22 protein-coding genes and 1 pseudogene are annotated in these 24,722 nt (G+C 71.9%); 12 read left to right on the top strand and 11 right to left on the bottom strand.

Features of this window, described 5'->3' with window-relative positions; genetic code table 11:
* Positions 1 to 1,141, bottom strand: a pseudogene (locus ACZ6ZR_RS09750) (hypothetical protein); the annotation flags it as partial.
* A gap of 442 nt (positions 1,142 to 1,583) precedes the next feature.
* A complete protein-coding gene (mce, locus tag ACZ6ZR_RS09745; protein WP_465641179.1) occupies positions 1,584 to 2,021 on the bottom strand; it encodes a methylmalonyl-CoA epimerase in 438 nt (145 codons plus the stop codon).
* A 250-nt stretch (positions 2,022 to 2,271) separates the two neighbouring features.
* Here mce and ACZ6ZR_RS09740 point away from each other — a divergent pair, with 250 nt between their 5' ends.
* Both ACZ6ZR_RS09740 and meaB read left to right on the top strand, forming a co-directional pair.
* Positions 2,272 to 3,459, top strand: coding sequence for an acetyl-CoA C-acetyltransferase (locus ACZ6ZR_RS09740; RefSeq protein ID WP_465641177.1), 1,188 nt, complete (start codon positions 2,272 to 2,274; stop codon positions 3,457 to 3,459).
* Between the two features lie 165 nt (positions 3,460 to 3,624).
* Positions 3,625 to 4,581, top strand: a complete 957-nt coding sequence (meaB, locus tag ACZ6ZR_RS09735; protein WP_465641175.1) for a methylmalonyl Co-A mutase-associated GTPase MeaB — start codon at positions 3,625 to 3,627, stop codon at positions 4,579 to 4,581.
* A 56-nt stretch (positions 4,582 to 4,637) separates the two neighbouring features.
* Here meaB and ACZ6ZR_RS09730 read toward each other — a convergent pair whose 3' ends face one another.
* The 4 genes from ACZ6ZR_RS09730 to ACZ6ZR_RS09715 form a co-directional block, all read right to left on the bottom strand.
* Positions 4,638 to 5,156: a MarR family winged helix-turn-helix transcriptional regulator gene (locus ACZ6ZR_RS09730; RefSeq protein ID WP_465641174.1), complete on the bottom strand. Its 519-nt coding sequence runs from the start codon at positions 5,154 to 5,156 to the stop codon at positions 4,638 to 4,640.
* A 52-nt stretch (positions 5,157 to 5,208) separates the two neighbouring features.
* Complete coding sequence (locus ACZ6ZR_RS09725) at positions 5,209 to 6,012, bottom strand: AIM24 family protein (protein ID WP_465641325.1); 804 nt, start codon at positions 6,010 to 6,012, stop codon at positions 5,209 to 5,211.
* 137 nt (positions 6,013 to 6,149) lie between these two features.
* Positions 6,150 to 6,800 (bottom strand): AIM24 family protein, encoded by a 651-nt coding sequence (locus ACZ6ZR_RS09720; protein WP_465641173.1) that lies wholly within the window; start codon positions 6,798 to 6,800, stop codon positions 6,150 to 6,152.
* On the bottom strand, positions 6,800 to 7,441 hold the full coding sequence (locus tag ACZ6ZR_RS09715) for an AIM24 family protein (RefSeq protein WP_465641171.1): 642 nt from the start codon (positions 7,439 to 7,441) through the stop codon (positions 6,800 to 6,802). Before ACZ6ZR_RS09715 ends, ACZ6ZR_RS09720 begins: the two co-directional genes overlap by 1 nt.
* Positions 7,442 to 7,607: 166 nt before the next feature.
* On the opposite strand from ACZ6ZR_RS09715, the gene ACZ6ZR_RS09710 reads away from it, so the two are divergent.
* Positions 7,608 to 7,931, top strand: a complete 324-nt coding sequence (locus ACZ6ZR_RS09710; protein ID WP_465641170.1) for a DUF3817 domain-containing protein — start codon at positions 7,608 to 7,610, stop codon at positions 7,929 to 7,931.
* Positions 7,932 to 8,018: 87 nt separating this feature from the next.
* Here the strand turns inward: ACZ6ZR_RS09710 and ACZ6ZR_RS09705 are convergent, their stop codons facing one another.
* Together ACZ6ZR_RS09705 and ACZ6ZR_RS09700 are read right to left on the bottom strand one after the other, a co-directional pair.
* Positions 8,019 to 9,653 carry a M4 family metallopeptidase gene (locus ACZ6ZR_RS09705; protein WP_465641168.1) on the bottom strand — a complete coding sequence of 545 codons (1,635 nt, stop codon included), beginning with the start codon at positions 9,651 to 9,653 and terminating at the stop codon, positions 8,019 to 8,021.
* A 535-nt stretch (positions 9,654 to 10,188) separates the two neighbouring features.
* Positions 10,189 to 11,820: a M4 family metallopeptidase gene (locus tag ACZ6ZR_RS09700; protein WP_465641323.1), complete on the bottom strand. Its 1,632-nt coding sequence runs from the start codon at positions 11,818 to 11,820 to the stop codon at positions 10,189 to 10,191.
* A 445-nt stretch (positions 11,821 to 12,265) separates the two neighbouring features.
* On the opposite strand from ACZ6ZR_RS09700, the gene ACZ6ZR_RS09695 reads away from it, so the two are divergent.
* The 3 genes from ACZ6ZR_RS09695 (at position 12,266) to ACZ6ZR_RS09685 (ending at position 14,995) form a co-directional block, all read left to right on the top strand.
* On the top strand, positions 12,266 to 12,772 hold the full coding sequence (locus ACZ6ZR_RS09695; RefSeq protein WP_465641166.1) for a MarR family transcriptional regulator: 507 nt from the start codon (positions 12,266 to 12,268) through the stop codon (positions 12,770 to 12,772).
* A 58-nt stretch (positions 12,773 to 12,830) separates the two neighbouring features.
* Positions 12,831 to 13,163, top strand: coding sequence for a DUF3817 domain-containing protein (locus tag ACZ6ZR_RS09690; protein WP_465641164.1), 333 nt, complete (start codon positions 12,831 to 12,833; stop codon positions 13,161 to 13,163).
* A gap of 146 nt (positions 13,164 to 13,309) precedes the next feature.
* A complete protein-coding gene (locus ACZ6ZR_RS09685; RefSeq protein ID WP_465641163.1) occupies positions 13,310 to 14,995 on the top strand; it encodes an acyl-CoA mutase large subunit family protein in 1,686 nt (561 codons plus the stop codon).
* Positions 14,996 to 15,020: 25 nt separating this feature from the next.
* Here ACZ6ZR_RS09685 and ACZ6ZR_RS09680 read toward each other — a convergent pair whose 3' ends face one another.
* A complete protein-coding gene (locus ACZ6ZR_RS09680; protein ID WP_465641161.1) occupies positions 15,021 to 16,394 on the bottom strand; it encodes a sensor histidine kinase in 1,374 nt (457 codons plus the stop codon).
* A complete protein-coding gene (locus ACZ6ZR_RS09675; protein WP_465641159.1) occupies positions 16,391 to 17,077 on the bottom strand; it encodes a response regulator transcription factor in 687 nt (228 codons plus the stop codon). The genes ACZ6ZR_RS09680 and ACZ6ZR_RS09675 overlap by 4 nt, the downstream gene beginning before the upstream one ends.
* Positions 17,078 to 17,142: 65 nt before the next feature.
* Between ACZ6ZR_RS09675 and ACZ6ZR_RS09670 the strand changes: the two genes are divergently transcribed.
* Both ACZ6ZR_RS09670 and ACZ6ZR_RS09665 read left to right on the top strand, forming a co-directional pair.
* Entirely contained in the window at positions 17,143 to 18,288 is a 1,146-nt protein-coding gene (locus ACZ6ZR_RS09670; protein WP_465641157.1) for a UDP-N-acetylglucosamine--N-acetylmuramyl-(pentapeptide) pyrophosphoryl-undecaprenol N-acetylglucosamine transferase, read from the top strand.
* Positions 18,285 to 19,274, top strand: a complete 990-nt coding sequence (locus ACZ6ZR_RS09665) for an SDR family NAD(P)-dependent oxidoreductase (RefSeq protein ID WP_465641155.1) — start codon at positions 18,285 to 18,287, stop codon at positions 19,272 to 19,274. The genes ACZ6ZR_RS09670 and ACZ6ZR_RS09665 overlap by 4 nt, the downstream gene beginning before the upstream one ends.
* Before the next feature lie 42 nt (positions 19,275 to 19,316).
* On the opposite strand, the gene ACZ6ZR_RS09660 is transcribed toward ACZ6ZR_RS09665, so the two are convergent.
* Positions 19,317 to 19,988, bottom strand: a complete 672-nt coding sequence (locus ACZ6ZR_RS09660; protein ID WP_465641153.1) for a TetR/AcrR family transcriptional regulator — start codon at positions 19,986 to 19,988, stop codon at positions 19,317 to 19,319.
* 359 nt (positions 19,989 to 20,347) lie between these two features.
* Between ACZ6ZR_RS09660 and ACZ6ZR_RS09655 the strand changes: the two genes are divergently transcribed.
* From ACZ6ZR_RS09655 to ACZ6ZR_RS09640, 4 genes are all read left to right on the top strand, one after another.
* Positions 20,348 to 21,331: a tetratricopeptide repeat protein gene (locus ACZ6ZR_RS09655; RefSeq protein ID WP_465641152.1), complete on the top strand. Its 984-nt coding sequence runs from the start codon at positions 20,348 to 20,350 to the stop codon at positions 21,329 to 21,331.
* A gap of 530 nt (positions 21,332 to 21,861) precedes the next feature.
* Positions 21,862 to 22,578 (top strand): DUF6230 family protein, encoded by a 717-nt coding sequence (locus ACZ6ZR_RS09650; protein ID WP_465641150.1) that lies wholly within the window; start codon positions 21,862 to 21,864, stop codon positions 22,576 to 22,578.
* A gap of 112 nt (positions 22,579 to 22,690) precedes the next feature.
* A complete protein-coding gene (locus ACZ6ZR_RS09645; RefSeq protein WP_465641148.1) occupies positions 22,691 to 23,293 on the top strand; it encodes a DUF6114 domain-containing protein in 603 nt (200 codons plus the stop codon).
* Positions 23,290 to 24,600, top strand: coding sequence for a hypothetical protein (locus ACZ6ZR_RS09640; protein WP_465641146.1), 1,311 nt, complete (start codon positions 23,290 to 23,292; stop codon positions 24,598 to 24,600). The genes ACZ6ZR_RS09645 and ACZ6ZR_RS09640 overlap by 4 nt, the downstream gene beginning before the upstream one ends.
* Positions 24,601 to 24,722 lie beyond the last annotated feature (122 nt).

Here is a 24,722-nt window from a genome sequence, read left to right as displayed (position 1 = left end):
TGACGTTGGCGGCCTCAGCCTTGATCCGGTCGGTCTCCTTGGTGGCGGTGGCCACCATCCGGGCGATCTCGGCCTTGGCGGTCTGCGAGCGCTGGTCGGAGGCGGCCTCGCCGTCGGCGACCAGCCGCTGGACGGCGGCCTCCGCCTCGGCCAGCTGCTGCTCGGCGGCGGCCTCGGCCCGTGCCCGCAGCTCGGCGGCTTCCTGGCGGGCCCGTTCGGCCTCGGCCAGTGCCTCGGCCCGGAGCCGCTCTATCTCGGCCTGGGCGGCGCCGAGCGCCTCGGTGGCCCGCTGCTGGTCCTCGGCGGCCTGCAGCTTGAGCCGGCTGATCTCCTCCTGGGCGGCGGCCAGCCCGCGCTCGGCGGCGGCCTGGGCCTCGGTGAGCCGCTGCTCGGCGGCGGCCTGGGCGCCGGCCAGCTGCTGCTGGGCCTCGCCCGCCACCGCCTCGGCCTGGGCGTTGGCCTGCTGGGCCTGTTCGGAGGCGGCCCGGAGCAGGCGCTCGGCGTCGGTCTGGGCGCGCATCAGGGCGGCCTCGGCGGCGGCCTGGGCCTCGCCGCGGGCGGCGTCCACGTCGGCGGCTGTCTGCGCGCGGGCCTGGTCGGCCAGGGCCTCGGCCTCGGCGCGGGCGGCGGCGACCAGCCGGTCGCACTCGGCGCGGGCCTCCTGGAGCAGGCGCTGGGCCTCCTGCTCGGTGCCGGAGCGGGTCTGCTCGGCCCAGGCGACGTTCTCGTTGACGTGCCGTTCGGCGCTGTGCCGGAGCTCGCTGAGCTCCTCCTCCAGCTGCCGGCGGCGGGCGGTGTACTCGGCCTCGATCCGGGCGGTCCGCTCGGCGGCCTCGGCCATCAGCCGCTGGGTGGCCTGCTGGGACTCGTGCAGCTGGCGCTCGGCCTCGGCGCGGAGCTGCTGGGCCTGCATCTCGGCGTTGCGGAGCATCTGCTCGGCCTGGCCGGAGACGGAGTCGAAGGCGCGCGGCTGGGCGAGCTGCCGACGGGATTCGTGCAGCTTGGCCCGGAGCACCTCGACCTGGTAGGCGAGGTCCTCGGCATGCTGGACGGTCTTGTCCCGCTCCTTCCGAGCCCGATCCAACTCGGCCTCGAACTGGGAGAGGTGATCGTCAGCCTCGTAGCGGTCGTAGCCCCGCACTCCGCGGTCCCATCCATCTCCTGGTCGCGTCCTCGACCCGGCCCTCACGACCCCGTGGCGGGGCCGTTCCGGCTGGTCCTTGCAGCCGTGGCGGGTGCCACGGTCGGAGCCCTGGGGGCGTCCGGCGCGCGGTCGTCCCGCGCTCCGCCGTCCGGGTGGACTCCTGAGCGAACTCTTGCCTGTGGAGAATGGTGACAGATCCGAACTGCGACCGTGTCGTCGCGCCCGGTTGGTGGACTCCCCTTGAGCCGGGACCAGCGCCAGCTGCCCCCGTCATCGGCCGTGCCCGCCGGACCGGTCCTCCCCGGAGCTTCGCGCACCCGGGCATTGTAGTGGGACGGCCTGCGGAGGGAATGGCCGCGGTGCGGTTTTCCGAGGTTACCGACGGGTCGCCGGGAGCCGGGCGGGCGGGGCCGTACGGGCACGACCCCGCTCACGGCGGTCAGTGCGCGTCGTCGCCGGGGGCCGAGGTGACCAGCTCGGTCAGGACGCCGCCGCAGTCCTTGGGGTGCAGGAAGGTGATCCGGGAGCCCATCGAGCCGATCCGCGGCTCCTCGTAGAGCACCCGGACGCCCTTGGCCTTGATGTCGGCCGCGTCGCCGTCCACGTCGGCGGTGCCGAAGGCGATGTGGTGCACGCCCTCGCCGTTCTTCGCCAGCCACTTGGCGACGGTGGAGTCCTCGCGGGTCGGCTCCAGCAGCTGGAGGTAGGAGGCGCCGCCGTCCGAGGTCTCGTTGATCTTGAGCATGGCCTCGCGGACGCCCTGCTCCTCGTTGACCTCGCTGTGGAAGACCTCGAAGCCGTAGGTGGCGCGGTAGAACTCGACCGTCTTGTCCAGGTCGAAGCAGGCGATCCCGATGTGGTCGATGCGGGTCAGCACGGCTGGCCTCCGGGAGGGGATGAGAGGTTTGGAAGGTGGGTACCAGTGCAGCGCACCGAGTTGACGCAGCGCCAGCACGTCACGTGCGAGCCTGCTCACAATTCACCGGCCCGTGCTGACACAGTGTTGACCGGTGGGTGACACGTGCCGCTGATCACACCTCGGCTCCGGTGACGCCCGGGTTACGGCTCAGTACATTGAGGCGGCATCCCCACACCCTCATGCTCTGACGCGCGAAGGGGCTCGTCTCATGACTACTTCAGTGATCGTCGCCGGTGCCCGGACCCCCATGGGACGGCTGCTCGGTTCGCTCAAGGGCTTCTCCGGCGCCGACCTCGGCGGCTTCGCGATCAAGGCCGCGGTGGAGCGGGCGGGCCTGACGCCGGACCAGGTCCAGTACGTGATCATGGGTCAGGTGCTCCAGGCCGGCGCCGGCCAGATCCCGGCCCGCCAGGCCGCCGTCAAGGCCGGCATCCCGATGAACGTCCCGGCGCTGACCGTCAACAAGGTCTGCCTCTCCGGCCTGGACGCCATCGCGCTGGCCGACCAGCTGATCCGCGCGGGCGAGTTCGACGTCGTGGTGGCCGGTGGCCAGGAGTCCATGACCAACGCCCCGCACCTGCTGCCGAAGTCCCGCGAGGGCTTCAAGTACGGCGCGATCGAGATGCTCGACTCGATGGCCCACGACGGTCTGACCGACGCCTACGAGTCCATCCCGATGGGCGAGTCCACCGAGAAGCACAACACCCGTCTGGGCATCGGCCGCGAGGTCCAGGACCGGCTCTCCGCGCAGTCCCACCAGCGTGCCGCCGCCGCCCAGAAGAACGGTGTCTTCGAGGCCGAGATCGTCCCGGTCGAGATCCCGCAGCGCAAGGGCGAGCCGGTGCTGTTCTCGCAGGACGAGGGCATCCGCGCGGACACCACCGCCGAGGGCCTGGCCAAGCTCCGCCCGGCCTTCACCAAGGACGGCACCATCACGGCCGGCTCCGCCTCGCAGATCTCCGACGGCGCCGCCGCCGTGATCGTGATGAGCAAGGCCAAGGCCGAGGAGCTGGGCCTGAGCTGGATCGCCGAGATCGGCGCCCACGGCAACGTCGCGGGCCCGGACAACTCGCTGCAGTCGCAGCCCTCCAACGCGATTCAGCACGCGCTCTCGAAGGAGGGCATCGGCGTCGAGGACCTCGACCTGATCGAGATCAACGAGGCCTTCGCCGCCGTCGCGTACCAGTCGATGCTGGACCTCGGCGTGGGCGAGGAGAAGGTCAACGTCAACGGCGGCGCGATCGCCCTGGGCCACCCGATCGGGATGTCCGGCGCCCGGCTGGTGCTGCACCTGGCCCTGGAGCTCCAGCGGCGTGGTGGCGGTACCGGTGCGGCGGCCCTGTGCGGCGGCGGCGGCCAGGGCGACGCCCTGATCGTCCGGGTGCCCCGCAGCTGAGGCACTCTGAACGAGTTGCACCTCCAGGGGCGCGAGGAACTGCGCGAATCGGGAGGCGGCTCACCTGCAACTGAGGGCGCGTCAGCCAGTTGCAGGTGCTGCCGTTCCCCTGCGCGCAGTTCCTCGCGCCCCCGGCATGACCGACTTCCCAAGAGGAGCAAGTGCATGGTCGACGTTGCGGCGCTGGTCGAGCAGGCCCGGGAGGGCAAGCCGCGGGCGGTGGCGCGGCTGATCTCGCTGGTGGAGAACGCCGCGCCCCAACTCCGCGAGGCGATGGCGGCGTTGGCGCCCTACACCGGGCGGGCGTACACGGTGGGGCTGACCGGGTCGCCGGGGGTGGGGAAGTCGACGTCCACCTCGGCGCTGGTGTCGGCGTACCGGAAGCTCGGGAAGCGGGTCGGCGTGCTCGCGGTGGACCCGTCCTCGCCGTTCTCCGGCGGGGCGCTGCTGGGGGACCGGGTGCGGATGCAGGACCACGCGACCGACCCGGACGTGTTCATCCGCTCGATGGCCACCCGGGGGCACCTGGGCGGGCTTTCCTGGGCCGCTCCGCAGGCGCTGCGGGTGCTGGACGGGGCGGGCTGCGAGGTGATCCTGGTGGAGACCGTCGGGGTCGGCCAGTCCGAGGTGGAGATCGCGGCGCAGGCGGACACCTCGGTGGTGCTGCTGGCGCCGGGGATGGGCGACGGGATCCAGGCGGCCAAGGCCGGGATCCTGGAGATCGGCGACGTGTTCGTGGTGAACAAGGCCGACCGGGACGGGGCGGACGCCACCGCCCGGGAGCTGAACCACATGCTGGGCCTGGGCGAGGCCCGGACCGCGGGGGACTGGCGGCCGCCGATCGTGAAGACCGTGGCGGCCCGCGGCGAGGGCATCGACGAGGTGGTCGATGCGCTGGAGAAGCACCGCGCCTGGCTGGCGGAGACCGGTGAGCTGACGGTCCGTCGGCGGCGCCGCGCGGCGGACGAGGTCGAGGCGATCGCGCTGTCCGTGCTGCGGGCCCGGATCGGCGACCTGCGCGGGGACCGGCACCTGTCCGCGCTGGCGGAGCGGGTGGCGGCCGGCGAGCTGGACCCGTACGGGGCGGCGGACGAGCTGGTCGCGGGCCTCACCGAGGGCTGAGACGCGCGTCGGCCGGACACCGGGGGGTGTCCGGCCGACGGTGCGTCAGGCCGTGGTCAGCTGCGGCCCTTGAGGCCGCGCAGGTGCTCCGCGACCGGGGCGAGGGCGGCGTACAGGGCGTCGATCTGCTCCGGGGTGAAGCGGTCGATGAAGTGGTGCCGGACCGAGCGCACGTGGTCGGGGGCCACCTTGCGCAGGATGTCCCAGCCGTGCTCGGTGAGGTGGGCGAAGAGCCCGCGCCGGTCGCCCGGACACTCCTGACGGAGCACCAGGCCGGCCGCCTCCATCCGGGTGATCTGGTGGGAGAGCCGGCTCTTGGACTGCAGGGTGGCGGTGGCGAGGTCGGTCATCCGCATCCGCCGGTCGGGGGACTCGGAGAGCACGACCAGGATCTCGTAGTCGTTGTTGGCCAGACCGTGGGGCTGCAGCTCCCGCCCGAGCTGGTACTCGAGCAGGTGGCTGACCTCCAGGTGGGCGCGCCAGAACTGCTGCTCCTTGGCGGTGAGCCAGGGGGTCTCCTCCTCCGCCACCGGCGGGGAGGAGACCTCTGCGGGGGTGTCGGTAGAGGCGTCCATGGCAGACAGCATACCGAGGTAGTTCAAAGTTCTACAATCCTACGGACGGCCCTCAGAGTCCGAACCGGCGCCCGAGGTCGCCCAGGTTCCCCAGCCCCGGCACGTTGATGTTGGGCAGTTGCTGCCCGCCGCCGTGCCCGGCCTGCTGGGGGACACCGTACCCGCCGCCGGGGACGCCGGCCTCGGCGTGCACCACGCCGACCGAGCGCTCCGCCATCAGGGTCTCACTGGACTGGATCAGGACGGTACCCGCCCCGATGAACTCGAACTGGTGCTCCTCGCCGGAGGCGCCGCCGATCCCGGTCAGCTGGCGCAGCCCGCCGAGCAGGCCGGTCATGTACCCGTGGTCGTAGTGGTGGCAGGGGGCCGGGCAGTCGGCCCAGCCGACCAGCGCCTGCGGGTCCACCTTCACCGGGGGCTCGACGAAGTGCACCGGGCCGTTGGAGGCGGCCACGAACTTGCCGGTGCCGATCAGGGTGAGGAAGCCGGGGATGATCGACTGCTTGAGCTGGAGGGTCGGCTCGAAGGCCAGCAGGTTCCCCGAACGGACCGTCAGGTTGCCGTTCTCCAGGTCGTAGGAGTTCAGGTCGAAGGCGCGGTCGGCGAGCAGCAGCTTGCCCCGGCCCTCGGCCACCACCCAGTCGGAGGCGTGCAGCGGGGAGTTGAAGTTCCGGCCGAGCGCGCGGTCGATCGAGCCGCGGCCCACACCCGTGAAGCGGACGTCGCCGTAGTAGGCGATCATCTTCCCCTTCTGCAGGTAGTAGGGGCCGTTCAGCTCGACCGAGAAGCAGTACGGGTTGACGTTGTCGTTCACCGGCAGGCTGTGCACGTCGTGCACCGGCGGCGGCTCGGGCATCGCGTACTGCGGCTGCTGCGGCGGATACCCGGGAGGCTGCTGCTGCGGGGGGTACCCGGGAGGCTGTTGCTGGGGGTAGCCCGGCTGCTGGCCGTAGGGCTGCTGCGGGGGGTACGGCTGCTGCGGCGGGTAGGACATCAGAGCTTCTCCTCGCTCGCCTGGACGTACACCACACCGTGGCCCGAGAGCTCCAGCTGGAACGCCTCGCCGGAGCCGCGGCCCACCATGTCGCGCCACCCCAGCGAGGTGGACAGCTTGTTCTGCACCTGGCCGCGGTGCGCCACGTAGGCCTGCGGGTCCACGTGCACCGGCTGGTTGGGCTGGATCGGGAGCTCGACGAAGCCGCCGTGCGCCATCACCGCGACCGAACCCTGGCCGCTGAGCTGGGTGGTGAACAGGCCCTGGCCGGTCATCTGGCCGCGGACCATGCCCATCACGCCGCCCTGCGAGCCGAGGAAGACGGTGGACTGCTGGAGCGTGCCGTCGAAGGCGAGCAGCCGGTCGGCCTCCACCAGCAGGGTGTCGCCGCTCAGTTCGATGATCTGGACGTGGTGGCCGCCGTGGCCGAAGAGCACCGTGCCCTGGCCCTCGACGGTCATCAGCGGGGTGTCCTCGTTCGCCACCCGGCGCCCGATCATGCTCATCACACCGCCCTGACCACCCGTCAGGTTGGGGGTGAAGGAGACCTCGCCGGTGTAGGCGATCATCGAGCCGCGCTGGCTGAAGATCCGCTGGCCGGGGAAGACCTTGGCCTCGATCAGCTTGGAGTTGACCTTGGTGAACGGCATCAGACGTCGCCCCCCATGGTGATCCGCTCGGAGGGCTGGACGTAGACCAGGCCCTCGCCGTTGAACTCGACCTGCACGGCCTCGCCACCGCCCTCGCCGATCAGGTTGGCGGTCCAGCCGCCGCCGGACTTCAGCGCCCGGTTGAGGTTCCCGGTGTGCGCGATGTACGCGCCCGGGTCCACCCGCAGCGGCAGCCCCTGGGAGACCCGCAGGATGACCGCCGGCCCCTTGGAGGTGAGCGCGGCCCAGCCGTGGCCGTCCACCTTGGTGGTGAACAGGCCGGTGCCGGAGGCCATCCCGTTGAGGCCGGTGAAGCTGGTGCCGGTGCTCAGCGTCGCCTCGGTGCAGAGGAGGTTGTCCGCCTCCACGTAGAGGGTCTCGCCGTTCAGCCGGACCAGGTTGACCTCGGTGGCCCGGTCGGCGAAGTAGCAGGTGCCCTGCCCCTTGACCTCCATGACCTCCATCTGTTCGCCCGTCAGCCGGCGGGTGACCATGCCACGTAGGCCGTCACCACCGCCGCTGAGCTTCTTGAAGTTCATCTGTCCGGTGTACGCGACCATGCAACCGTTGCGGGCCTTGACCGAGTCGCCCGCCAGGTCGACGGCGAGCACCTTGGAGCCCTGGAGTCGAAACTGTGCCACGCGCTGAAGATAGCGGTCCGGTTCGACCTCGGGGGAGGGCCCGCACGTCACTGGTACGAATCCGGTACACGGCCCCCCGGCTTCGGGGCCAGGGTAAAGGGCGGGTCATAATGTCCGGGCCGGTTTGTGCACCGGTTCACAAAGCCGACGTTACGAGGTACCCACCGTGAAGAGCAGTGCCGTCCACCGCCTCCGCCTGGTCTCGGCCCCCGAGGGCCTGTCCTTCATCCTGCTGCTGATCTGCTCGGTGCTGAAGCGCACCACCGACTTCAACGCCGTGCCCGTGATGGGCGCGGTGCACGGCGCCCTCTTCGTCCTCTACGTGGTCTTCCTGGCGCTGGCCTGGCAGAAGCAGCGCTGGGAGGCCAAGCGCGGCATCGTGCTCTTCGTGCTCTCGGTGCTCCCCTTCGGCGGCTTCGCGGCCGAGCGGATGCTGGCCAAGGAGGAGCGCGACGAGTACCCGGCCGCCGGGCAGCCCGCCGCCGCCTGACGGCCCCGAACGACACGAAGGCCCGGTCCTCCCCTCCGGAGGGACCGGGCCTTCGCGCGTTCAGGATTCAGCCGTGGTGACGGGACGTCAGTTGACGTTGACCCCGGACCAGGCGGCCGCCACCGCGTTGTACTCGGCGCTACCGGCGCCGTACAGGTCGGCCGCCGCGCTCAGGGTGCCGGTGCGGGCACCCTTGTAGTTGGTGGTCGAGGTCCAGTACACGGTCAGGGCGCGGTACCAGATGGCCGCGGCCTTGGTGCGGCCGATGCCGGTCAGGGTCGAGCCGTTGGAGGTCGGGCTGTTGTAGTTGACGCCGTTCACGGTCTTCGCGCCGCTGCCCTCGGACAGCAGGTAGAAGAAGTGGTTGGCGACGCCCGAGGAGTAGTGGACGTCCAGGTTGCCGACACCGGAGGACCAGGAGTCGGCCGAGCCGCCGTCCTTGGAGGGCTTGTCCATGTAACGGAGCGGCGTGCCGTCCCCGTTGATGTTGATCAGCTCGCCGATCAGGTAGTCGCCCTTGTCCGAGGCGAGGTTGGCGCTGAACTCGACCATGGTGCCGAAGATGTCCGAGGTGGCCTCGTTCAGACCGCCGGACTCGCCCGAGTAGTTGAGGCCCGCGGTGTTGGAGGTGACGCCGTGGGTCATCTCGTGGCCGGCCACGTCCAGCTCGGTGAGCGGGTGGGTGTTGGAGGCGCCGTCGCCGTAGGTCATGCAGAAGCAGCCGTCGTCCCAGAACGCGTTGACGTAGTTGCGGCCGTAGTGGACCCGGCTGTAGGCGCCGACACCGTCGTTGCGGATGCCGAGGCGGCCGAAGGAGTTCTTGTAGAAGTCCCAGGTGGCCGCGGCGCCGAACTGGGCGTCCACGGCGGCCGACTGGGCGCTGGAGACGGTCCCGGTGCCCCAGACGTTGTCGGTGTCGGTCAGCAGGGTGCCGTTGCCCGAGGTCTTGTTGTTGAGCGTGGTGGTGTACATGTTGCCCCGGCTCGGGTCCTTCAACTGGTACGTCGAGCCGGAGGTGTTGGTGGTCAGCGCGACCGAGCCGACGAAGACACCCTTGCCGGTGCCGGAGGCGGCGGCCGCGAGGTGCTGCTCGTGGGTGGAGAGCACCTCGCCGGTGGCGGCGTCGGTGACCAGCTTCTGGGCAGAAGGCATGCCGTCCGCGCGGACGCCCTCGACCACGGTCTCGTAGGCCAGGCGCGGGGTGCCCGAGGTGGCCCAGACGAGCAGCTTGGCGGCGCTCGAACCGGTGACCTCCTTGATCGGGGACTCGTCCTTGTCCACCGTCAGGCCGACGGTCGCCTGCACGGCGCCCTTGGCCTGCTTGGCGGCGTTGTCGGCCGGCACGGCCGGGGTCAGCGAGGGCAGCGCGATGGTGGCCTCGGTGGCCTTGTCCACGGAGAGGACCTTGCCCTTGGCGCTCAGGTGCGCGACCAGGTCGCCGCCGAGCACGGACAGGCCGCCGTAGGTGCGCTCGAAGCGCAGGTGCTTGGCACCGGAGGCGTCCACCACGGCGTCCTTGGCGACCAGGGCCTCGTCCTTGCCCAGGCCCAGGGCCTTGGCCACGACCGGGGCGTACGACTGGGCCAGCGAGGTGAGCGAGGCGCGCTGGGCGACGGCGGCGGTCGGGGCGGGGGCGGTCTGCGCGACGGCGCTGACCTGGATGGCGCTGGCGAGGATCACCGAGGCGGAGAGAGCGGCTCCGACAGTCAGCGTGCGCTTCATGTGCGGGTTCCTTCCGAAGTTCAACCGCGTGTGCGCGGTCGCACCTCGCTCCGGGGCGCCGGGGTTGGCGGCCTGTGGGGCGGAACGGGTGCTGACGTGCTGCTCCGTGCGGTCACGCGGCAACGGCCGGATTGGTGGGGCGGCCGTGCCGTACGGGGCTGGCGAGAAGCATGACTAATGCAGGTGCTGAAATGACAGGTCTCAGTCGAGAGTTGGCCATCACCCGCCAGTTCCACACGCTCCGTGATGGCTGGATCGACGCCATGACATGACGGACATGTCGGTCAAATCGGGGCAGTGCAGCGGAGTTTCGACCCGAACGGAAGCTGAACGGCCGTCGAAATCCGGCAACTGTCCAGACCAATACCCGTGTTGCGGACACATTGCGGGTAATCGGCACTCTGGTACGTACCAGAATCGCCTGTGGCGGGACTCCGCCAACCCGGGCGTCTTGTCGGCTTGTCGGTGTCCTGCTAAGAGCCGGACGGCCGGCCCCCTCCGAGGGGCCGGCCGTCCTTCCGTCACTGAGTGGGTGTCAGACGCCCACGGCCGACCAGGCGGCGGCGACGGTCTTGTACTCGGTGCTGGTGGTGCCGTAGAGCGAGGCGGCCGCGTTCAGGGTGGCGGTGCGGGCGGCCTTGTAGTTGGTGGTGGAGGTCATGTAGGCGGTCAGCGCCTTGTACCAGATCGCCGCGGCCTTGGTCCGGCCGATGCCGACGATGGTGGAGCCGTTGGAGGTCGGGCTGTTGTAGCTGACGCCGTTGATCACCTTGGCGCCGCTGCCCTCGGAGAGCAGGTAGAAGAAGTGGTTGGCCACGCCCGAGGAGTAGTGGACGTCGATCGAGCCGATGCCCGAGTACCAGGTGTCCTTGGACTTGCCGTCGAGGGACGGCTTGTCCATGTAGCGCAGCGGCTTGCCGTTGCCGAAGATGTTGATCTTCTCGCCGATCAGGTAGTCACCCGGGTCGGCGGCCAGGTTGGCGGACCACTCGACCATGGTGCCGAAGATGTCCGAGGTGGCCTCGTTCAGGCCGCCGGACTCGCCGGAGTAGACCAGGCCGGCCGTGTTGGCGGTGACGCCGTGGGTCATCTCGTGGCCGGAGACGTCGATGGCGGTCAGCGGGTTGCTGTTGTTGGTGCCGTCGCCGTAGGTCATGCAGAAGCAGCTGTCGCTCCAGAACGCGTTGACGTAGTTGGAGCCGTAGTGCACCCGGCTGACCGCGCCGACGCCGTCGTTGCGGATGCCGCTGCGGTTGAAGGTGTTCTTGTAGTAGTCCCAGGTGGCCACCGCGCCGTACTGGGCGTCCACGGCGGCGGACTGCGCGTTGGAGGCCAGCCCGTTGCCCCAGACGTTGTCCGCGTCGGTGAACAGGGTGCCGTTGCCCGAGGTGGCGCCGGCCAGGCCCACGGTCCGGGTGTTGCCCCGGGTGGTGTCCCTCAACTCGTAGAGGGAGCCGGTGTAGTTGGTGGTCAGGGTGACGCTGCCGACGTGCACGCCCTTGCCCGTGCCGGTGGCCACCGAGGCCTGGTACTGCTCGTGGGTGGAGAGCACCTCGCCGGTGGCGGCGTCGGTGACCAGCAGCTGGGCGGAGGGGATGCCGCCCTCGCGGACGCCCTCGACCACGGTCTCGTAGGCCAGCCGCGGGGTGCCGGAGACGGCCCAGACCGTCAGCTTGGCGGCGGAGGTGCCGGTGACCGACTGCAGCGGGGCCTCGTCCGCGTCGATGGTCTGGCCGACGGTGGCCTGCACGGCGCCCTTGGCCTGCTTGGCGGCGCTGTCGGCCGGGACGGCCGGGGTCAGGCTGGGCAGCGCGATGGCCGACTCGGTGGCCCTGTCCACGGAGAGCACCTTGCCCTTGGCGCTCAGGTGGGCGACCAGGTCGCCGCCGTGCACGGCGAGGCCGGCGTAGGTCCGGTCGAAGCGCAGGTGCTTGGTGCCGTCGGCCTCCAGCACGGCGTCCTTGGCGACCAGCGCTTCGGAGGAGCCGAGGCCGAGTGCCTTGGCCACCGCCGGGGCGTAGGACTGGGCCAGCGCCTTGAGCTCGGCGCGCTGGAGGGTCGACCCCTTGCTGCTCACGGAGACCGGCGCGGCCTGGGCGACGGCGCTGACCTGGATGGCACTGGCGAGGATCGCGGTGGCGGAGAGAGCGGCGCCGACCGTCAGCATTCGCTTCACGTACGGGTTCCTTCCGTGGGGGCCGACCGCGGTCGCGGTCGCGGGCGGCACCGGCCTTGAGGGTGGGGTGGCGGTGCCGTACGGGATGGCCAGAAGCATGACAATCCATCAGATGAAATGACAGGTCTCTGCCTGGTATTGGCCGGGGCCCGCCAGTGGCCCCCCGTCGTGTGGTGGCCGGATCGCGGCGCCGGACGGAACGGACACGGCGGGACATACCGGCCGCACTCCCGGTCAGAGTCGCGACGCGGCCCGCCGGTTGGCCATGAGAATCGGCAACTCCCGTTCACCTTGCGGCAGTTGCGCACCGTATCGGCGGGCTGCACGCTCGGTGGCGGACGGGGCCTCCCGCTGGCGGGACCCCGCCAGCTGTGACCTCTGTCCACCATGGTGGACACCCGCTACCCAGGGGCGGACTCGCGGGTACGGTGGGGCGATGCCCAAGCCGCTAGCTCTCGACTTCGACCCGATCGCCCGTGCCGAGACCCACTGGACCGAGCGTTGGGGCAGTGCGCCCTCGATGCCGGCGATCACCTCGGTGATGCGGGCCCACCAGATCCTGCTCGGCCGGGTGGACGCCGTGGTCAAGCCGTACGGGCTGACCTTCGCCCGCTACGAGGCGCTGGTGCTGCTCACCTTCAGCCGGACCGGCGAGCTCTCGCTCTCCAAGATCGGCGAGCGGCTGATGGTCCATCCGACCAGCGTGACCAACACGGTGGACCGGCTGGAGCGGGCCGGCCTGGTGGCCCGGCGCCCCAACCCGCTGGACGGCCGCGGCGTGCTCGCCTCGATCACCGGGCGGGGCCGCGAGGTGGTCGAGCAGGCCACCCGGGAGCTGATGGCGATGGACTTCGGTCTGGAGGGCTACAGCGAGGAGCAGTGCCGCAAGATCTTCGAGGTGCTGCTGCCGCTGCGGGTCGCGGCCGGCGACTTCCAGGGCTGAAGGCCGGGGGCCCGCCCCCCGGGAATCGCTGCCCGTGAGGGCGGATACCCTCGATGCCATGAAGCAGAGTGTGCTGACCCGCTACCGCGTCCTGGCCTACGTCACCGGCGTCCTCCTGGTCCTGCTGACCCTCGGCGTGATCGGGAAGTACGTGCTGGACGTCGACGGCGCGGCCGCCTTCACCCGGGTGGTCAGCATCGCGCACGGGTGGCTCTACGTGGTCTACCTGGTGTTCGCCTTCGACCTCGGCACCAAGGCCAAGTGGCCGATGGGCAAGCTGGCCTGGGTGCTGCTGGCCGGGACCATCCCGACCGCCGCCTTCTTCGTCGAGCGCAAGGTCTCCCGCGAGATCGCCCCGCTGATCGTGGACGAGGGGCCCGCGCGCGCCTGACGCGCCGTCGGCCGACCCGACACAGCCTGACCCCGCTCCCGGTGGCCATCGACATTTACTAGGACGTCCGAGTAAATTGTCGGGACAAGCCGAAGCTGTGCCCTGCCCCAAAAAGGCGGAGGCCGTGAGTTGAGTGGAGTCCGGACGTGGACGCCGAGGACATCGAGGCAGGCCGGCAGCGCTGGCAGCAGCGCTACGACAAGGCCCGCAAGCGGGACGCGGACTTCACCACGCTCAGCGGTGATCAGGTCGAGCCGGTCTACGGCCCGGCCCCCGGCCAGCCCGTGGAGGGCTTCGAGCGGATCGGGTGGCCGGGTGAGTACCCGTTCACCCGGGGCCTGCACGCCACCGGCTACCGGGGCCGCACCTGGACGATCCGTCAGTTCGCCGGGTTCGGGAACGCGCAGCAGACCAACGAGCGATACCGGATGATCCTGGACTCCGGCGGCGGTGGCCTCTCGGTCGCCTTCGACATGCCGACCCTGATGGGCTACGACTCCGACGACGCCAAGTCGCTCGGCGAGGTCGGCCACTGCGGCGTGGCGATCGACTCGGCCGCCGACATGGAGGTGCTGTTCGACGGCATCCCGCTCGGCGACGTCACCACCTCGATGACCATCAGCGGCCCGGCCGTGCCGGTCTTCTGCATGTACCTGGTGGCGGCCGAGCGGCAGGGCGTCGACCCCTCGGTGCTCAACGGCACGCTGCAGACCGACATCTTCAAGGAGTACATCGCGCAGAAGGAGTGGCTCTTCGCCCCCGAGCCGCACCTGCGCCTGATCGGCGACCTGATGGAGTACTGCGCCGAGGGCATCCCCGCCTACAAGCCGCTCTCGGTCTCCGGCTACCACATCCGCGAGGCCGGGGCGACGGCCGCACAGGAGCTCGCCTACACCCTGGCCGACGGCTTCGGCTACGTCGAGCTCGGCCTCTCCCGCGGCCTGGACGTGGACGTCTTCGCCCCCGGCCTGTCCTTCTTCTTCGACGCCCACCTGGACTTCTTCGAGGAGATCGCCAAGTTCCGCGCCGCGCGCCGGATCTGGGCCCGGTGGATGCGCGACCGCTACGGCGCGAAGACCGAGAAGGCGCAGTGGCTGCGCTTCCACACCCAGACCGCGGGCGTCTCGCTGACCGCCCAGCAGCCGTACAACAACGTGGTGCGCACCGCCGTCGAGGCGCTCTCCGCCGTGCTCGGCGGCACCCAGTCGCTGCACACCAACGCGCTGGACGAGACGCTTGCGCTGCCCAGCGAGCAGGCCGCCGAGATCGCCCTGCGCACCCAGCAGGTGCTGATGGAGGAGACCGGCGTCGCCAACGTGGCCGACCCGCTGGGCGGTTCCTGGTACGTCGAGGCGCTGACCGACCGGATCGAGGCGCAGGCCGAGGAGATCTTCCAGCGCATCGTGGACAAGGGGACGGCCGACCACCCGATCGGGCCGATCACCTCCGGCATCCTGCGCGGCATCGAGGACGGCTTCTTCACCGGCGAGATCGCCGAGGCGGCCTTCCAGTACCAGCAGTCGCTGGAGAAGGGCGACAAGCGCGTGGTCGGCGTCAACTGCCACCCGCGCAGCGTCACCCCCGAGCTGGAGATCCTCCGGGTCAGCCACGAGGTCGAGCGCGAGCAGGTCCGGGTGCTCGGCGCCCGCAAGGCCCAGCGCGACGAGGCGGCGGTGCGGGCCGGGCTGGACGCCATGCTGGCGGCCGCCGGCTCCGGGGAGAACATGATCCCGCCGATGCTCGACGCGATCCGGGCCGAGGCCACCCTGGGCGAGATCTGCAACGCGCTGCGCGGCGAGTGGGGCGTCTACCAGGAGACGGCGCGGTTCTGACCGTCCGTCACCCCGGTCTGGCCGGTCACGCGGGCCCCCGGCGGTCGAGGCGCACTCGGAAGAGTGCCCCGCCGCCGGGGGCCCGCTCCGCGTCCAGCTCCAGTCCGTGGGCCCGGGCGATCTGCCGGGCCATCGCCAGGCCGAGGCCCGAGCCGGGCAGGGCGCGGGCGGCCGGGGCCCGGTAGAAGCGGTCGAAGACGTGCGGGAGGTCCTCGGCGGCGATCCCCGGGCCGTGGTCCCGCACCGTCAGCTCCCGCCCGGTGAGGGTGACGTCGACCGGGCCGCCGGGCGGGCTGAACTTGGCCGCGTTGTCCAGCAGGTTGCCCGCCAGCCGGGCGAGCCGGGCCGGCACGCCCGGGATCACCACGTCCGCGGCCAGGGCGGCGTCGAAGCGCACCGAGGGCCAGTGGCCGCGGGCGGTCGCCACGCAGTGCGCCACCAGCAGGTCCAGCCGGACGGGCTCCACCAGGGCCTGCGGCTCCTCGTCCCGGGCCAGTTCGATCAGGTCGTTCACCAGCCCGGTCACCTCGCGCAGCTGCCGTTGCAGCCCGGCCGTCGCCCGCTCGCGCTGCTCGGGCGTCAACCGCTCGACCCGGCCCAGCAGTTCGGCGTTGGTGCGCAGGGCGGTGAGCGGGGTGCGCAGCTCGTGCGAGGCGTCCGCGACCAGGCGCCTGCGGGCCGTGACGGACTGCTCCAGCTCGCCCAGCATGGTGTTGAACGCCCTTGCCAGCCGCGTGACTTCGTCCTCGCCCCGGCCTTCGGGCAGGTCGATCCGGACGGTGGCGTCCCGGGTGGTGGCGATCCGCTCGGCGGTTGCGGTCAGCCGGGCCACCGGGGCCAGCCCCGTCCGGGCCACCGCGTAGCCGAGCCCGCCGGCCAGCAGCACCCCGGCCCCGGCCACCGCGGCGAGCAACTCCCCGGCCTGGCGCACCCCTTGCTCCACCGTGTCGGAGCGCAGCGCCACCTGGACGGCCCGGCCGGGCTCGGTCTCGTAGGGCGTGGTGAGCATCCGCGCCGGGTGCCCGTCCACGGTGACGGCGGTGTAGTACGCCGCCCGCTGCCCGGCGGCCACCTGCCGGGTGCTGCCGGTGACCGGCAGCAGCCAGCGCCCGGGCGGGTCCTGGGCGGGGGAGGCCGGGACGAGCTGGGTGCAGGGCGGGGCGGCCAGGAAGCCGCACTCGCCGTGCACCACCTGCGGGGGCTGTCCGCGCTCCTGCTGCTTGACCAGGGTGGCGTGCTGGGTGAGCGTCAGGTCCAGCTGGTGCACCAGCTCGTAGCGGATCACCACGAAGGCGGCGGCGCAGACCCCCAGCGCGACCAGCGCCACCGCCGCCGAGGTGGCCAGGGCCAGCCGGGTGCGCAGCGGGCGGCGGCTGCGCCAGCGGGCGTGCTCCCTCACGCCTCACCCAGCCGGTAGCCCACCCCGTGGACGGTGTGCACGATCCGTGTCCCGCCGCCCGCCTCCAGCTTGCGGCGCAGGTAGCCGACGTACACCGCGAGGGAGTTGGAGCCCGGGCCGAAGTCCGCGCCCCAGACCCGCTCCATGATCAGCTCGCGTGGCAGGGCCTGCCCGGGGTGGAGCAGCAGCAGCTCCAGCAGGGCCGACTCGGTGCGGGTGAACTCCAGCGGCCGCCCGCCGCGCCGCCCCGTCCGGCTCACCGGATCCAGCGTCAGATCGCCGTGGACCAGGGCCCCGCCGGGCTCCACCGGGGCCGTCCGGCGCAGCAGGGCGCGCAGCCGGGCGGTCAGCTCGTCCAGGGCGAAGGGCTTGGCCAGGTAGTCGTCGGCCCCCGCGTCCAGCCCGTCCACCCGGTCGCTGACCGAGTCCTTCGCGGTGAGCACCAGGATCGGGGTCCGGTCGCCGAGGGCGCGCAGCCGCCGGCAGACCGCCAGGCCGTCCAGCCCCGGCATCAGCACGTCCAGCACCAGCGCGTCCGGCTCCCACCTGCCCAGCTCGGCCAGCCCGGTGGCGCCGTCGGGTGCGCCGCGGGTGGTGTACCCGGCCACCGCGAGACCGTCCTCGACGGCGGCCCGCACCTCCGGGTCGTCGTCCACCACCAGGATCCTCGCGCTGTTGCTCATGGGGACAAGCTTCACAGAACGGACTATTAGATCTCTCTTACCGGGCCCGGCCAGGCTCCGGTGTCATGACGGAACGACACTTGTCCGTGGTGATCGGTGCGGGCGGCACCGGCGGCCACATCTACCCCGGCCTGGCACTCGCCGAGGCACTGCGCAGGGCCCGGCCGGAGGCCGAGATCTCCTTCGTCGGCACCGAACGCGGCCTGGAGACCACCCTGATCCCGGCCGCCGGGTACCGGCTGCACACGGTGGACATGATCCCCTTCGACCCCTCGCTCGGCCCGCGCCGCTACCTGCTCCCGGCCGACCTGCTGCGCTCCGGGGTGCAGTGCCGGGAGATCCTGCGCGCCCAGGGCGCCCAGATCGCGGTCGGCATGGGCGGCTACCCGAGCGCGCCGGTGATCGTCGGCGCCCGGCTGGCCCGACTGCCCAGCGTGGTCCACGAGTCCAACGCCGTGCCCGGCCGGGCCAACCGCTTCGCCGCCCGGCTCACCCCGCACCTGGCGCTGGCCTTCGACCGCACCCGGGCCCACCTGCCCGCCGGGGTGCGGGCCGAGACGGTCGGCATGCCGATGGCCGGCTTGCTGGCCCGGCTCGACCGGGCCGGGCTGCGCCCCGAGGCCCGGGTGCGGCTCGGCGTGCCGCCCGGCGCCCGGCTGGTGGTCTTCAACGGCGGCAGCCTCGGCGCGGCCCGGCTCACCGAGGCGGCACTCGGCCTGGCCGAGCTCTGGCGGGGGCGGCGGGACGTCCGACTGCTCGTCAAGACCGGCCCGGCGGCACTGGGCGCGGCCCGCGAGCGGCTGGCCGGCAACCCGGTGGCCTCGGCGGTCCCGTACCTGGACCGGATGGACCTCGCCTACGCCGCCGCCGACCTGGTGGTCTGCCGGGCCGGTTCGGCCACCGTGGCGGAGCTGGCCGGCATCGGCGTCCCCGCCGTGCTGGTGCCCTACCCGCACGCGCCGCACGACCACCAGACCCACAACGCCCGGGTGCTCACCGACGCCGGGGCCGGCCTGCTGCTGCCCGACGCCGAGTGCACCGCCGAGCGGCTGGCCGCCCTGGCCGGCCCGCTGCTGGCCGATCCGGCCCGGCTGGCCGCGATGGCCCGGGCCGCCGACCCGGGGACGCACGCCGACGCGGCGGACCTGCTGGCGGCCAAGGTGCTGCGGACCGTCCGCACGCACCACCGAGACCTGAGGAGGGTCGCATGAACGACTACTGGCAGGGCAGGCGCGTACTGGTCACCGGCGCGGAGGGCTTCATCGGCTCGACGCTGGTCGACCTGCTGGTGGCGCGGGGCGCGGCGGTGCGGGCGCTGGTGCACTACAAGCCGTACGGCGAACGCGGCTACCTGGCGCGGTACCTGAGTGGTGGTCAGGTCGAGATGCTCGCCGGGGACGTCCGGGACCCGGGGCGGGTGCAGGACGCGGTGGCGGGCTGCGACACCGTCTTCCACCTGGCCGCGCTGATCGGCATCCCGTACAGCTACCAGGCGCCCGAGGCGTACGTGCAGACCAACGTGGTCGGCACCCAGAACGTCGCGGCGGCCTGCCTGCGGCACGGCGCCCGGCTGGTGCACACCTCCACCAGCGAGGTGTACGGCACCGCGCGGACGGTGCCGATCTCCGAGGACCACCCGCTCCAGCCGCAGTCGCCGTACTCCGCCTCGAAGATCGGCGCCGACATGACGGCCCTGTCGTACCGGCACGCCTTCGAGCTGCCGGTGGTGGTGGTCCGCCCCTTCAACACCTACGGCCCGCGGCAGTCCGCCCGGGCGGTGATCCCCACCATCCTGGCCCAACTCCACTCCGGCGCCCGGCAGATCAGGCTCGGCTCCACCACCCCGACCCGTGACTTCACCTTCGCCACCGACACCGCCGAGGGCTTCCTGGCGGCGGCGCGGGCCGACGCGGCGCTGGGGCGGGTGCTCAACCTCGGCACGGGCCGGGAGATCTCCATCGGCGACCTGGCGCACCGGCTGATCGCCGCCTCCGGCCGCGAGGCCGAGGTGGTCACCGACCCGGGGCGGCTGCGGCCCGGTGGCAGCGAGGTCGAGCGGCTGCTCTCCGACAACCGGCTGGCCCGCGAACTGACCGGCTGGCAGCCCCGGGTGACGCTCGACCAGGGCCTGCGCGAGACCTCCGCCTGGGTCGAGGCCAACCTCGACGCCTTCGCCCCGGACCGGTACCAGGTGTGAAGCCAGGTGCGCCGGGAACGCCCCTGGTGCGGCCACTCCCGATCAGTTCGTCAGCAGGCCCGGGAGGGGGTTGAGGAGGAGGGTGGTGAAGCGGTGGATCCAGGCGGCGGTGATGGGTTCGCCGCTGACCAGCATGCGGTGTTCGACGGTGCCCGCGATGGTGTCGAAGATGATGGCGATCTCCTCGCAGGCGGTGGCCTCGTCCAGGTCCGGGCCGAGTTCGCCGCGGCGCTGGGCGTTGAGCCGCCCCTGCTGCACGAGGTGCTTCTGCGGGTCGACGATCCGCTCGCGGATGCGCCGCCGCAGCAGCGGGTCGCGGGTGCCCTCGGCGAAGAGGGCGAGCAGGGCGGCCTGGGTCTCGGGGCGGGCGAGGAGTTCGGCGAAGCGGAAGACCACCGCCTCGATGTCGGCCCGCAGGCTGCCGAGGTCGGCGACCTCCAGGTCGTCGAAGAGGCTGGCGACGGCGTCGACCACCAGTTCGTTCTTGGAGGGCCAGCGCCGGTAGAGGGTGGTCTTGGCGACGCCGGCCCGGGCCGCCACGTGTCCCATGGTGAGCCCGCCCCAGCCGAGTTCGGCGAGGGCTGCCCTGGTCGCGTCGAGGATGGCGGTGTCGGCGGCGGCGCTGCGCGGCCGCCCCTTGCCGCGCGGATGCGCGGAAGCCGGGGCGGGGGCCGCGTCCGGTTCCGGGGCGGGCTGCCGGGTGGTGGGGGCCACCGAGCCTCCTACGGTTTACCTGCAAGTAACTTGGCCTGCACACGGTAGCGACAGACTGGCCGGAGCGGCATCCGCAGGCCGGGGGAAAGTGGGGCAGCTCACGTCCCCACCGGCCCGGAAGGGCTTGCGGCACCGGCCCTCGGAACAGATACGCTACGACTCGTAGCGAATAGAGCGACAACCACGCGTCCGGCCCAGGGATCGGGCGGACGCGGGGCGCGGGTGGGGATCCGCGCCGGCACTCCTTCGACTACGCCGGGAGCCTGCTCCCGCCGACGCCGGGGGGACCGCCCGGCGGTGCCGGGCCTTTTCCCGGCGGTTGGCACACGTCGGGGGCGCGGACGGGGGAGGATGGTGCCATGCAGTCACCGAATTCGCGTCTCAACAGCTCCGCCCTGCGTGGTGCGGTCGACCTCGCCGCAGTGAAGGCGGCCGGTGAGGCCGCCCAGAAGGCCGAGCAGGTCAGGGCCGAGCGGGCCCGCCAAGCGGCGGCCGGGGGTGCGGACGACTCCGCCTCCGCCGCCTACCCGCTGGTGATCGACGTCAGCGAGGACACCTTCGAGGTCGAGGTGGTGCAGCGCTCCGCCGAGGTCCCGGTGGTGGTGGACTTCTGGGCCGAGTGGTGCGGGCCGTGCAAGCAGCTCAGCCCGATCCTGGAGCGCCTGGCCGAGGAGTACGCCGGCCGGATCGTGCTCGCCAAGATCGACGTCGACGCCAACCAGCTGATCGCCCAGCAGTTCGGCATCCAGGGCATCCCGGCCGTGATGGCCGTGGTGGCGGGCCAGTTGGTGCCGCTGTTCCAGGGCGCCGAGAACGAGGCCAACGTCCGCAAGGTGCTGGACCAGCTGATCGCCGTCGCCGAGCAGCGATTCGGCATCGTCGGCGGCGCGGCCTCCGCCGACGGCGCCCCGGTCGCGCCGCTCCGTCCGGAGGACCCGGCGCTGTCCGCCGCGCACGACGCGCTGGACCGGGGTGACCTGGGCGGCGCGATCCAGGCGTACCGGAACGTGCTGACCGACCAGCCGGGGAACACCGAGGCCAAGCTCGGCCTCGCGCAGGCCGAACTCCTGCACCGGGTCGAGAAGTTGGACCCGCAGGAGGTCCGTTCGGCGGCCGCCGCCGGCCCCAAGGACGTGGCGGCCCAGCTGGACGCGGCCGACCTGGACCTGGTTGGCGGGCACGTCGAGGACGCCTTCGGGCGGCTGGTGGACACCGTGGGCCGCACCTTCGGCGAGGACCGGGACACCGTCCGGCTCCGGCTGCTGGAGCTGTTCGAGGTAATCGGCGCCGAGGACGAGCGGGTCGTCAAGGCGCGTACGGCGCTGGCGCGGGTGCTCTTCTGAGCGTGACCCTGGCACGGCGTGTGACCTGCGGTGCCGTGGGAGATTTGGCGACATTGCGCAGGAATCCACAGGCGTTTATCAAATCTTGACCACACCCCCCACTCGTCACCCCCGGTGACGGTGGGGGGTGTTTCGTCCGTGTTTCCGCTGAGTGGCGCACCCGCTCGCACGTGCGAACATCACGCTGGGTGACGGCGCCTTGGATTCCATGATCAATGGGTCCTGATGTTGGATTACCCGTCAGTAACGCACCTCTTGTACTTCGCCTGGGATTCAAGCACGATCGGCGACGCCCGGTCCTCTCTCCAGAGGTCCCCGCCGGGCCGCCGCCGGTCCCCACCGGCGGTCGGAGGGCAGGGGGGTATCCGCAGATCCCACACGCGGTTCCTGTCCTTCTTCGGCTGCACGCCCCGTGCGGTCGTTGGTTGTCGCCGCTACCGAGGACGCAGTTCTCTCCCATCCCAGGTCGGCGCCGGGCACAGGGTGGCCCGGCGTGGCCAGGAGATGTGCGTCCCAGAAGGAGGACACGCATGTCCCAGACTCACGGCAAGACCCGCTGGAAGCGCTTCGCGCTCGTGATGGTCCCCAGCATCGCCGCCACCGCCGCCATCGGCGTGGGCATCGCGAACAGCGCCCTCGCGGCCTCGTTCGCCGTCTCCGGGCAGCGCTTCAAGGTCACGGTGGAGCAGCTGACGGGCGAGAAGTTCGCCCAGTTCGGTTCGTTCGATGCCGAGGTCAACGGTCAGATCCACCCGGTCGCCATCTCGGCTTTCGACACGGCCACCCTCAAGGGCATGTGCCAGTCGGTCGTCACCAGCCCGAGCCTGCTCGGTCTCAAGCTGCCGGACGTCACCATGCGTCTGGAGGCAGGCAAGAGCGACGATCCGAAGAAGCAGGTCACCGCCGAGAACCTGCTGATCGACCTGGACAGTCTGCGGGGTGACGCGGAGTTCAAGAGCATCAACATCGGCCAGGACGCCTCGACCCTCGACGGCACCGCGACCAAGGACTGGAAGAGCGCGCTGGGCACCACCAAGCCCAGCGGCCTGATGGGCTTCTCGCAGGCGGCCAAGAGCGCCACGCTCACCGACGTGAAGCAGACCGCCTACGCTACCTCGGCCGGCACCTTCAACCTCCGCGGCCTGTCGCTGGACCTGTACCTGGGCAGCAACGGCAAGGGCAAGGAGTGCTTCTACGAGGACCCTAAGCCGGGCTCCGTGCTGGACCCGAACGCTGCCAAGCAGTAGTCGGACCGGTCGGACCCGCAACGTGGTCCATCTGGCCGGGGCCGGCTTCGGCTGGCCCCGGCCGCACCATCTCGCACCGCCCACCTCGTAGATCCCGTCGAGGAGTTGCATCGTGTCCAGCGCAACTGCCCAGTCCTGGCCCGAGGCCGGGAGCCCGTTCACCCGTGCGCGGACCGGGTTCCGCAACTGGCGCCGCACCAGGCCCTTCTGGGGCGGCCTGCTGGCCATGCTCGCCGGTGTGCCGATCCTCTACCTGCCGTACCACAGCCTCAACCTCAGCGGCATGACCGTCCAGATGGCCACCACGGCCGGGGCGGGCTCGCTGGTCATCGGCCTGCTGATGATCGCGCTCGGCCTCACCGGGTGGTTCCAGCCCGCGGTCCGCATCTTCGCCGGGGTCGCCACCACCATCCTGGCCCTGGTCTCGATCCCGATCGCCAACTTCGGCGGCTTCCTGATGGGGCTGACGCTCGGTCTGGTGGGCGGTGGCCTGCTGGTCTCCTGGGCGCCGATCCAGGCCGAACCGCCCGTGGTGGGACCCGAGTTCGCGGGACACCCCGGCGCCGAGCAGCAGCACGCCCCGTTCCAGGCCGCCGGGTTCCAGGCCGCCCACGAGCCGGCCTCCGACGAGCAGGCCGCGCAGGCCGAGGCGCTGCCCGTGCAGCGCGTCGCCGAGGAGCAGCCCGCGCCGACCGAGCAGGGGGAGCAACGGTGACCGACGCAGTCGAGCCGGGCGCGGCCAAGGTGCCCGGCCCCCGGCACGCCGCACCGCGCCGCACCGGGCGGCTGCGCGGGCGGGCGTTCGCGCTGGCCGCGGTGCCGACCGCGCTGCTGATGGGCGCGATCCCGACCCTGGCGCAGGCCGAGCCCAAGACCTCCTGCGGCGCGGCGACGGCGCCGGACACCATCCTGGAGGAGACCCCGGTCCCGAAGAGCGAGCTGACCCCGCTCCCCGGCCCGGGTCTGCCCAGCACGGTGCCCTCGGCCAAGCCCTCCGGCGCGCCGTCCGCGCCCGTGACGCCCTCCGCTCCCGCGAGCGTGCCGGCTCCGTCCGCCTCGCCGACCACCGCGAGCCTGGTCGGCGGTACCGGACGGACCGTCAGCAACGCGGTGGCGCTGGGCGGCGAGAGCACTGCGAAGGTCTCCCAGGCCGGACTGATCGACGATCTGCTCGGGGTCTTCACCCCGTCGAAGTCCCCGACCCCGACGCTGGCGCAGCCCCCGAAGCCGGCCCAGGCCACGCCGACCCCGGCGACCGGACCGGGCCAGCCGGCCACGCCCACCCCGACCCCGACCGCGAACCAGGGCACGCCGCAGCCGCGCACCGGTGCGAGCGCGAGCGCGACCCCGGACGCCCCGGCCGCGCAGCAGTCCTCGGCGGCGCCGTCCGCGGCCCCCTCGGCCAAGGCCGTCCCGTCGGCGAAGTCCACCGAGAAGGCCAAGCCGGGTGTCGCGCCGAGCGCCTCGCCGAGCCCCTCGGCCGACCCCAACTGCGCGGTGGACACCCGGTCCGCGAAGGCCTTGGCGGCCGGCCCGGGCCACGTGGTGCCGGAGCAGAACTGGACGCTGCGCTCCACCCTGCTGGCCCTGCACGGCTCGGTCTTCAACGGCGTCTACGACGTCCGGACGCCGAGCGGCACCAAGCGGGTGCTCAAGTTCACCACCGCGAGCGTGGACATCGAGAACCTCGACATGTCGACGATCGAGATACCGGGCTACACCTTCCACGTGAAGGGCGGCCCCGGCACCACCTCGACGATGCGTCAGGGCCCGGTCACCATGTACGTGGAGAGCCTGTCCGGCCACCTCACCGAGGTGATCGGCCTGCCGATCCCGATCGACCTGGGCGAGATCACCCTCACCCCGGACACCCTGCCGCGCTGGCTCTGGGACCTGATCAGCACCGTTCCGATCCCGCTGGACCTCAAGCTGAAGGACGCCAAGGCCGTCCAGGCCGGGCAGTTCGGCGGCACGCTGAAGATCCCCGGCATGCACCTCTACAACGACCAGACGCCCTACTAGGGACCACGACCGACGGGCCGTCACCTCCGTGAGGAGGTGACGGCCCGTTCGGCTTGCCGCTACAGGTCAGAGACCGCTGCGGGTGCCCAGGTGGTGGACCTGGACCATGTTGGTGTTGCCGG

This window comes from Kitasatospora sp. NPDC088742 (assembly GCF_055584905.1).
The sequence above is the reverse complement of the archived record's forward strand: the minus strand, read 5'-3'. Positions and strand labels throughout refer to the sequence as shown.